This is a genomic window from Aeromonas sp. Y311-2, assembly GCF_027706025.1.
Classification (GTDB): domain Bacteria; phylum Pseudomonadota; class Gammaproteobacteria; order Enterobacterales; family Aeromonadaceae; genus Aeromonas; species Aeromonas veronii.
The window spans coordinates 1-7745 of the sequence record NZ_JAPDCL010000048.1 but is presented as its reverse complement, the minus strand read 5'-3'; the positions used below and the strand labels follow the sequence as shown (position 1 = coordinate 7745).

General features: G+C 47.1%; 8 protein-coding genes and 2 pseudogenes. 7 read left to right on the top strand and 3 right to left on the bottom strand.

Annotation, left to right across the window (positions count from 1 at the left end; all coding sequences use genetic code 11):
- Nucleotides 1-96: 96 nt before the first annotated feature.
- The 5 genes and pseudogenes from OKC42_RS22280 to OKC42_RS22260 all read left to right on the top strand — a co-directional run bounded on the left by OKC42_RS22280 (nucleotide 97) and on the right by OKC42_RS22260 (nucleotide 3974).
- Nucleotides 97-1205 (top strand): IS3 family transposase gene (locus OKC42_RS22280; RefSeq protein ID WP_443111674.1). Its coding sequence is split into 2 segments (ribosomal slippage): nucleotides 97-319 and nucleotides 319-1205, totalling 1110 coding nucleotides; the frame shifts between segments, so codons are not numbered across the junction.
- A 49-nt stretch (nucleotides 1206-1254) separates the two neighbouring features.
- A pseudogene (locus tag OKC42_RS22275) lies at nucleotides 1255-1558 on the top strand (IS1 family transposase); the annotation flags it as partial.
- Nucleotides 1559-1890: 332 nt separating this feature from the next.
- Nucleotides 1891-3558, top strand: a complete 1668-nt coding sequence (locus tag OKC42_RS22270; protein ID WP_252657435.1) for a methyl-accepting chemotaxis protein — start codon at nucleotides 1891-1893, stop codon at nucleotides 3556-3558.
- The gene (locus tag OKC42_RS22265; RefSeq protein WP_155395910.1) at nucleotides 3559-3705 is read left to right on the top strand and encodes a hypothetical protein; all 147 of its coding nucleotides are present in this window, start codon (nucleotides 3559-3561) and stop codon (nucleotides 3703-3705) included.
- On the top strand, nucleotides 3702-3974 hold the full coding sequence (locus OKC42_RS22260; RefSeq protein ID WP_201883592.1) for a hypothetical protein: 273 nt from the start codon (nucleotides 3702-3704) through the stop codon (nucleotides 3972-3974). The genes OKC42_RS22265 and OKC42_RS22260 overlap by 4 nt, the downstream gene beginning before the upstream one ends.
- Nucleotides 3975-4105: 131 nt before the next feature.
- Here the strand turns inward: OKC42_RS22260 and OKC42_RS22255 are convergent, their stop codons facing one another.
- The 3 genes from OKC42_RS22255 to vapB form a co-directional block, all read right to left on the bottom strand.
- Nucleotides 4106-4495 carry a hypothetical protein gene (locus tag OKC42_RS22255; protein WP_270820925.1) on the bottom strand — a complete coding sequence of 130 codons (390 nt, stop codon included), beginning with the start codon at nucleotides 4493-4495 and terminating at the stop codon, nucleotides 4106-4108.
- Between the two features lie 294 nt (nucleotides 4496-4789).
- Nucleotides 4790-6079: an IS4-like element ISAeme3 family transposase gene (locus OKC42_RS22245; protein WP_270820923.1), complete on the bottom strand. Its 1290-nt coding sequence runs from the start codon at nucleotides 6077-6079 to the stop codon at nucleotides 4790-4792.
- Between the two features lie 494 nt (nucleotides 6080-6573).
- Nucleotides 6574-6801, bottom strand: a complete 228-nt coding sequence (gene vapB / locus OKC42_RS22240; RefSeq protein WP_144716187.1) for a type II toxin-antitoxin system VapB family antitoxin — start codon at nucleotides 6799-6801, stop codon at nucleotides 6574-6576.
- A 132-nt stretch (nucleotides 6802-6933) separates the two neighbouring features.
- On the opposite strand from vapB, the gene umuD reads away from it, so the two are divergent.
- Nucleotides 6934-7356: a translesion error-prone DNA polymerase V autoproteolytic subunit gene (gene umuD / locus OKC42_RS22235; protein WP_139474409.1), complete on the top strand. Its 423-nt coding sequence runs from the start codon at nucleotides 6934-6936 to the stop codon at nucleotides 7354-7356.
- A gap of 3 nt (nucleotides 7357-7359) precedes the next feature.
- A pseudogene (locus tag OKC42_RS22230) lies at nucleotides 7360-7683 on the top strand (Y-family DNA polymerase); the annotation flags it as partial.
- Between the last annotated feature and the right edge of the window lie 62 nt (nucleotides 7684-7745).

The window sequence follows — 7745 nt, the reverse complement described above, 5'->3', positions numbered from 1 at the left end:
ACGGCGCTTACTGCTGAATTCACTGTCGGCGAAGGTAAGTTGATGACTCATGATGAACCCTGTTCCATGGCTCCAGAATGACAAACATGATCTCATATCAGGGACTTGTTCGCACCTTCCCTAAGCCAAGCTGAAGCCGCCACAAGAAGGTTGGGTATTGCCAAATGCACACTGAGCAACTGGGTGGTCGCAGCCAAAGGAGGAAAGGATACATCGGCCATTCCCGGAGCGCGTTCTGTCGCCGAGCTGGAGGCTGAAGTGGCCCGGCTACGCAAAGCTCTCGCGCAAGCCAGCATGGAGCGCGACATCATAAAAAAGGCAGCTGCGTACTTTGTTCAGGAGTCACTGCCAAGTACGCGTGGATAGTCAAGCAGCAGGACCTCTATCCCATTTCCGTTATCTGTCGTGTGCTGGAGGTCTCTCGTGCGGGCTTCTACCACTGGCGCCAGCGTCCACCGTCACAGCGCCAACAAGAAGATGAACGACTCAAGGTCGCCATTCGGGCTGCTCACAGCAAGACGCGCCAGACTTATGGCGCAGCGCGTTTACAAGCTGAGTTGGCCGCCGAAGGATTTTACGCTGGGCGGGACCGGATTGGGCGATTGCGCCGTGAAATGGGGTTGTCTTGCAAACAAAAGCGCAAATTCAAGGCGACAACCCATTCTGCTCATTCCCTGCCTGTGGCGGATAATCTCCTTGGTCAGGTCTTTGCGCCGACGAAGCCCAACGAAGTCTGGACCGGTGATATCACCTATATCGCCACCGACGAAGGCTGGCTTTATCTGGCTGGTCTCAAGGATGTGTTTACCTGTGAGATAGTGGGTTATGCGATGGGAGAACGAATGACCACTGGGTTGGTCAATCAGGCGCTGTTTCGGGCTGTGCAGCAGAAGAGGCCACCCGTTGGGCTTATTCATCACACAGACCGGGGCAGTCAGTACTGTGCCAAGGCTTACCGGGCTCTCCAGGTACAATTTGGCATGCAGACCTCCATGTCACGCAAGGGGAGCTGCTTCGACAATGCCCCGATAGAAAGCTTCTGGGGGGCTCTTAAAAATGAACTGGTTCACCACCATAGATTCAAGACGAGAGCGGAGGCCAAGGCAGCGATTCAGGAATACATAGAGATTTTTTACAACCGCCAACGTCGGCATTCACGGCTTGGCAATGTCAGCCCGGCGGAGTATAACAAGAGGTATTGGTGAACGGCTCAGGCTGCTTGATCCGGGACTGTCCGATCTTGTCAGGAGACCTCATACCAAGAGGAAACAAGTCGTGGCATATACCTTTGGCCCACGCAGCGATGAGATATGCCGCCGCTTGCTGAGCCTACTTTCTCCGTTCCAGATTGGTTTTATCACCAGCGATGACTGGGGGAGTTACGCCAGAGATGTGCCGAGTGAGATACATCTGACCGGGAAGATATTCACCCAGCGTATCGAGCGTAACAACCTGATGCTCAGAACGCGCATCTCGCAAGACCATCTGCTTCTCTCGTTCCGTTGAGCTCCACGAGAAAGTGATTGGTGCCTTTATAGAAAGGCACCATTTCAACTGATTGGAAGTATTATCAAATAAGCTATAGAAAAGCTGTACGTGGCCGATGATAATAAATGTACGCACAATGTCGCAATTTCTCATGGCTTACCAATATTGTGACTGTAGGAAAGGTAAAGGTAGTGTTAAAAAAATGAATTTTGATTGTGCACGGTATTGTTGATGGTCTTGTCCTACAGGTTAAGGAACATGCTAATTTGACTAAGCTATGTGCGTAGAGATTGAAATTCTGAGGGAAGGGACTAGCAAAGGCGTTGGCAGCGTACGTAACACCGTTTGATAGCTATCATTTGGCAATCGACGGTTATGAGTAACAATTATATAAGGTGACATATGCAGAAATTTATTAGCTTGGGCGTGAGAATTAGGATGTCCTTTTTTGTCTTAATTGTTGCTATACTCATTATGTCTTGGGTTTCGTTTGCTTCCCTTCATTCGATGGGAGAAAGAGTGTCTACTTTAAATGATGCGGTGCTTCCATCTATTCAAGTATCTTCATCAATTGATAGCACATTGGGGACAATTCGTCAAATTGAATTAAACATTCTAATTCACCAAATGAATGGAAATAAATCTGAAATATCAAATTTACTAAATCAGATGCAACTCTTTAGAAAAAAATACGCTGAAATTGATGCTGTATATGAAGAATTGCCATATTCGTCTGAAAAATATTCACAGAGAGAGGATGCTGACGCTGAAGAATTCCGACACTTAATAGGTAAATACTTGTCTGGCAATGACATGGTTATATCATTGTTAAATTCATATATAAATCAAAATATAGAACCAGAAGGTTTATATGATATTGTAATGGTAAAACAGTGGGAATTGTTAAAACCAGCTGCAAGTAAGATGGCTGATATCATAAAATTCAATCAGCAGGTGGCGGCTGAGTTAAATTCTACTGCCAAGGAGGAAGAGGAAAAATCTGAAATCATAAATTATTCAATTTGTGTTGTCGCGTTGCTCATAGCAGGGATTATCTCTCAACTTCTCTATGTTAAAATTAAAAAGCCAATGGATTATTTGGTTGAGCAGGCCGGGTTTATTTCATCTGGTGATCTGACAAAGAATATCAATAAAAAAATATTCTCAAATGATGAGATTGGTGCCTTGGCTGATGTTTTTTCTACAATGAGAGCTAATTTATACCATATGGTAAGTGAGCTATCTCAAGCTATATCTCAACTTAGCGCAGCAGCAGAAGAAGTTAGTGCTATATCATCACAGTCATCAAGCAATATGAAAAAACAACAAGTTGATTTGGCATCACTAGCAACAGCAATGAATGAGATGCAAGCGACGATAGATGAAACATCCAGAAACACACAGGAGGCAGCTAATACATCAGAGGAAATGAACTCGTTGTCTGTTGAGTGTTTAAATACGGTTGGGCGTGCGCATGAGACGGTTAATGGTGCCATGTCAACAATTACATCCACATCAAAAGCTATAGAGCAACTAGGTGTTAACAGCCGCAATATTAGTATAGTAGTTGAGGTTATTCAAAATATTGCAGAGCAAACAAACTTGTTGGCTTTGAATGCAGCCATCGAAGCCGCTCGCGCTGGTGAGCAGGGGCGTGGGTTTGCTGTCGTCGCTGACGAGGTAAGAACTTTAGCAAAGAGAACTCAAGATTCAACAGCTCAGATAAATAAGATAGTAAGTGAGTTTCAATCCGAAACATCAAACGCTAGCAGCTCTATGCAGCAGAGTAATGGTATGATCGAGGCTATATCTAAAGATGCAAACTCAATTAATGTATCGGTAAATGATATAGTTCAATCTATTTCGGTAACATCACAGATGAATGCTCAAATAGCGGCGGCACTAGAGGAACAGGCTACAGTTAGTCAAGAATTGAATAGAAATATTATCAATATTAGTAATGCATCTGATGAGGTTTCTTCTGGTGCGGAACAAATGAATCAGGCTTGTGCAGAGTTGGCTGACTTGGCAGGCAAACTATATGCCATATCTAAGGGCTTTAAGGTGTAGTTGTCTAATCGTTTGTGGACTGGTGGGGCGGATGGCGTTAATGTACATGTTTTCACCATTCGCTATATCGGTTATTTTTCGATAACTCCCCAAAAGCTAAAAGGGTTTGCTATGGATGAATTTGATATAAAAAAGAAATTCATTTGATTGTTGATGAGCTGGTGCTGGCAATAGATGGGTTATTTTTGTCAGTGTGTAAAATAAGTGAGATGACGACTCAATTTCTTGATTTAACACTGCTAAATAAAATAAAGAGAGAAAATGAAACGTTGATTGATAAGGTTTTTGATGTAAAGGCGAGTGTTGAGCAAAAAAACAAAATGAACAAAAAGGTAATAGACTTAAGGGGGAGGATATCAATGTTGATAGATAAAAAATGGGTGATGACGTTTGAATTAAACGTAATTAATGCCTGAGCATCATCAACACTTTAGTTTACTTCGTCAACTTTGCGATAGAACCAGTGGAAAACGATTGGCTAGCGTTTAAGCTAAGGGGCCAGCTTTAGCCTGCCCCAGTGAGTGAAGTGAACGATTTGAGTGCATTGTTATGTGCCTTTTGTATTGCAGCTTTTGATACCGCGAAATTCATGGCCGTTTGGTATGCTTTTAGTAAGAGTTGCTGATTTCGGAATTGTTGGTGGCAGTTCGGTTTCAGAGATATTTGATAACCATATGAGCTGGCCTTCTTTGATGCTTAGTACAGCCTCAATTGGTTTGTCACTATGGCTGCTATGTAGGGTTACTTTAGCTGTGTTCGCGCTAGTTTCCTGCCCATATACTGTAGGTTTTTTATCATCTGCCCATCCCCAGTCTATTTTTGCTGTGCCGCGGCCCGTGCCATAATGGAAGCCGCAGATGGTGTTTTTTTCTTGGATTAGGTAAATATCGAATTTGTCCGCGCTATTCGTAATAGTTCCACTTTTGGGAAATTCCATGTGCCAGATACCGGAAAAATTGGCAAATACTTAAGTAGAGAAAATTGCTAAGAACGCAGCAAGGAATTTTGATAGTTTACTCATGGCGCCCCTAAGGCACATAACGCCTTGTTAAGGTATGAGGCTCGGAATACTGAAGCCTCCACATAACACCTTAACCACTAAAACTAATGCGTAGTAAAATGCCACGCGTGCCGAATCACTCTTAAACAGTTTGTGTACACCCAGCATGGGCATGAACTAATGAGGTTAAAGTCTTCTGTAGGAAGGTCACCGTTCAATAATATCTTGTTATTAAACGTTCATGTACAGGACCTTAAGCGTTGAGTCCTTTAAAACTCCTTCCAAGGTCCTGTTCTGTATAGATTTTCTCTGCTTGGTTCGGCAAGCGTTCTTGGCCAAATAATCAGCTGCCCATTCCAGTCGTTCCCTTATTTCTGTCAGCGCTCTATGGGCCACTGCTTCCAATAGCGGCAACCACCATGTCGTACTGTTCTTTGACGCTTTCAACATCGATAGCTTCCCTGTCATCACACTCTGCGCGACCCGTCTTTTCATCACCAGCGACAGCAAACTCGTCCACACCAATCCCTCGGCGATGGCTTTCTCCCCCGTCACAAACCCCTTGAGCCGGTTGTGCGATTTCCACTCTTTAAATAACAACTCCACCTGCCAACGGCAGCGATACAGGCTCATCACCTGCTCTGCTGACCATGCCGCTCGCGGCAGGTTGGTCATCCACAAGCAGAACCGCTTTTCCTCGGCAAACCAGCGTCGGATCAAGCGGTACTCGACCTTGCCGGACTTCACCACCATATCCAGCACCTCGGCCCGACAGCGCCGCCGTCCTGCCTCTTTCAGTGACAGTCCCGCCAGTTTTGGCACTTCCCGTCCATCACCGCGCCAGGCCTGGATTATCTTGGGGTCCAGGCTTTGCGTTCCTCGCACCAGATAAAATCCGCCAGCGTCGTTCACCTGCTCAAACCAGGCCCTGTCAATGTAACCCGCGTCAGCCAGCAGCAGGCAATTGGCCAGCTTGTGGGCCTCAGGGAGAAATTGCCGCTCCCCTGCGGTATCGGCAGACACACTCATGCACAGTGGGCTCTGCTCCGACAGAGACATGGTCATATGGCACTCGATAGCCGCCGGACTGATGGTCTTGAACCGGCCGGGAAAGTCAGCCGCCAGACGCCGGTGCACCGCGAAGGAGGTGCCATCGTGCAATAACACCTGCTTGAACGCACCGAGGGAAGCCGCTTTGAGTTGATGGTCGATACGCAAGGCGATGGCCCGTTCAACTAGTGCTTTCATAAACAGGGCAAAACTCTCTTTGCGCAGCTGATTGTGAAACGGTTTGTAGGAAACTTGATGCGCGCCTACCAGTTGCAAGGCATTGAAATGACGGTGTAAACCGGCAATGTCATTGACCTGGTCGCCCCCCATGGCCCGCAGCAGTGCTGGTACAAGCATGGCTGGGGTAATGGCGCGCTGACGCAGACAAAACTTGCAGAGCCGAGCAATGCGCTCGAGTGCGGCGGGAGCCAGGAGTTGCTCCAGATAGTGATTAGCATTAATAATGGTCATAGGCTTCGCGCGTGTTGATTTTGTTTGGCGATAAAATCAGATCACAAACGAAGCCTTTTTTATATCTATTTCAATTGGTTGGCGCTAAAGATCCTGTACATGATTAAACGTTAACTACTAAATAGCTGTTCCGAATAGTAGATCACTGGAGGAAGGTAGATTGGCCCCTTGAAGATCCAGACATATATAAAAACAATCCCTCTCAGCTGTGTACCTCAGCTCTAGTGCCACCAAAACACCTTCAACGAATGGTCCAATGGAAACCACGGGTAGATAACTGGATCACATGCACCACAACCAGTGGTGCAACCTAGAAAAAATGGCTACTGAGCTATCCTGCCTGGGGAGCGAGTACCGACAGATCTATGAACAATCCTCGCTACGCGAGAATGATAGCCATAGCTATTCACCTTTTCAGGTGAGAGGGATACGCTTTATCTATATATATAAAAACAATCCCTCTCAGCTACGCAACTCAGTTACCGTGCTGGACCTCAGAGTTTCTCTCGCTCCTGGGCGGTTGGCTGCTCACGTTCGGCCATGAAGTCGGCGCTCATACAAGGCTCATCAAACCACCTATCCCAGGACTCACCTACAGGTGTGATTATGCGAGTACGACCAACCACGACGATCTCAACATGCGTGACCTCATCTGGCAGGGCCACTGCCTCGGGCAGGTAAACCCCCTGGCCACGACCACACTTAAAAACTGTTGATTCCATCACGCGTCCTATAAAGCCAGATACCATGTGAACCGAACATAGCTAATGGGCCCGGTATGTCAACTGACACCGGATGCACACGTTATGCAATACGGCTATACTGTATATAAAAACAGTAACCAGTGAGCCACCATGTTCGCCATCCCACATCCAACCCCGGACGCTCTAGAGCTGCCGCTTTTTCTGTCCCCTGTGGTTTGCGGCTTTCCTAGCCCAGCACAGGACTATATAGAGCACACCATAGATCTGAACCAGATCTGCATTGAGCACCCCGCAGCAACCTACTATGTCAGGGCCAGTGGCCACAGCATGGTGGAAAAGGGCATCAATGACGGGGATCTTTTGATCGTGGATAGGGCGCTCAAGGCCCGCCACGGCGCTATCGTTCTAGCCTGCCTTGATGGAGAATTCACTGTCAAACAACTGCAAGAACGCCCGTTCCCTGCCCTGCTACCCGCCAATCCGGATTTCCAGCCCATCCATCTATTGGACGGGCAGGAACTAGAAATTTTTGGCGTCGTAACCTATGTGCTCCACAAGACCAAACTGGGGTAAACCATGCCCAACGCCATTGCCCTCGTCGATGTGAACAACTTCTATGCGTCCTGCGAGCGCCTGTTTAGGCCAGACCTCAAGGGGCGCCCGATCGTGGTGCTATCGAACAACGACGGCTGCGTTGTGGCTCGCTCGGCAGAAGCCAAGGCGCTTGGCATCAAGATGGGTGTTCCCTACTTCCAGATCCGTCAGTTCTTCGAGGCCGTAGGCGGTGTTTGGTTCTCGAGCAACTACGCCCTCTATGGTGATATGTCACAGCGCGTAATGACCACGCTGGAAGGCATGGTGCCAACTGTCGAGGTGTACAGTGTTGATAAGAGTAAGTTGTATAGTGCGGACGCCTAAGCTATTGAGTTCTATCTATGGACATTGTTAAGCGTCCCAGGGGC